This window comes from Streptomyces sp. MnatMP-M17, assembly GCF_900091995.1.
Classification (GTDB): Bacteria; Actinomycetota; Actinomycetes; order Streptomycetales; family Streptomycetaceae; genus Streptomyces.
Window position 1 is genome coordinate 1 of sequence record NZ_FMDK01001195.1, and the last position, 1,612, is coordinate 1,612.

Consider the following 1,612-nt stretch of genomic DNA (forward strand, 5'->3'; position numbering starts at 1 on the left):
GGCTCGGGGAACCGGGCCAGTTCGGCCGCCGTCAGCGGGCCGGCCAGCCGTACGACCTCCGCCGCGTCGCCAGGCCCGTCCAGGCCGATCCCGGTCTGTGCGGGCTTGAGGACCGCGACCGTACGTCCGCGCGCCAGCGCCGCCGCCGCGACCGCCGCCGTGACGACGGTCTTGCCGATCTCCGTCCCGGTCCCCGTAACGATCATCACGGGCATGGCTCAGCCCTCCCGAGCCGCCGCGCTCACCGCGCGGCAGATCCGTGCGACATCGTCATCGCCCGTCACATATGGCGGCATCGTGTAGACGAGATCGCGGAACGGCCGCAGCCACACGCCCTCACGCACCGCCGCCCTGGTCGCCGCCGCCATGTCCACCTCATGGTCGAGCTGGACGACACCGATCGCGCCGAGCACCCGGACATCCCGTACTCCCGGCAGCGACGCGGCCTCGGCGAGCCCGTCGCGCAGGCCCGTCCCGATCCGTTTGACCTCGCCCTCCCAGTCCTGGCCGAGCAGCAGCTCGATCGAGGCACGGGCAACGGCCGAGGCCAGCGGATTGCCCATGAACGTCGGCCCATGGGCCAGTACGGGCACCTCCCCGCGCGAAATGCCGTCGGCCACCCGCGCGGTGCACAGCGTCGCCGCCATGGAGAGATAGCCGCCGGTCAGCGCCTTGCCCAGACACATCACATCGGGTGAGACACCGGCCTGTCCGGCGGCGAAGAGCGTGCCCGTACGCCCGAACCCGGTCGCGATCTCGTCGAAGATCAGCAGCACACCGTGCGTGTCGCACGCTTCCCGGAGCACGCGCAGATATTCGGGGGAGTGGAAGCGCATGCCGCCCGCTCCCTGTACCACCGGCTCGACAATGACCGCCGCCAGCTCCTCCGCGTGCCGGGCGATCAGTGTGCGCAGCGCCTCCGCGTAGGTCTCCTCGTACTCCGCCGGCGGCGCCTGCGCGAAGATCTGCCGCGGCAGAATCCCCGACCACAGCTCGTGCATACCACCGTCCGGGTCGCACACCGACATCGGCGTCCACGTGTCGCCGTGGTAGCCGCCGCGCCAGGTCAGCAGCCGCCGCTTCTCCGGACGTCCCAGCGAGCGCCAGTACTGGAGGCACATCTTCGCCGCGACCTCGACCGCCACCGAGCCCGAGTCGGAGAGAAAGACATGGCGCAGCGGCTCGGGCGTGATCTCGACAAGCAGAGAGGCGAGTTGGACGGCGGGCTCATGGGTGAGGCCGCCGAACATCACATGGCTCATCCGGTCGAGCTGACCGTGCGCCGCCGCGTTGAGTTCCGGGTGGTTGTAGCCATGGATCGCCGACCACCAGGACGCCATGCCGTCGACCAACTCGCGCTGTCCCTGCGCGGGTTGGGCCAGCCGCAGCCGTACCCCGGACGCGGACTCCACGACCAGCGGCGCACTGCGGCCCGGCATGGGCCCGTACGGATGCCAGACATGGGCCCGGTCCAGGGCCAGCAGCGCGTCGGGGGACAGCTCAGGCATTGGGCGCCAGATCCGTGCCGGCGCCGCGGCGGCGTACGGCGACCAGATCCCGGCGGGCCGCAGGATCATTCCGCGTTGACGGATCTGACGGATCCTCGCCGGCC

At 71.3% G+C, this 1,612-nt stretch carries 2 protein-coding genes; both read right to left on the reverse strand.

Annotated elements, in window-relative coordinates:
• The coding region (locus GA0115259_RS37705; RefSeq protein WP_141716879.1) for an AAA family ATPase at positions 1–215 on the reverse strand (215 nt) is incomplete at its 3' end.
• A 3-nt stretch (positions 216–218) separates the two neighbouring features.
• Positions 219–1,508, reverse strand: coding sequence for an adenosylmethionine--8-amino-7-oxononanoate transaminase (locus GA0115259_RS37710; RefSeq protein ID WP_093605087.1), 1,290 nt, complete (start codon positions 1,506–1,508; stop codon positions 219–221).
• Between the last annotated feature and the right edge of the window lie 104 nt (positions 1,509–1,612).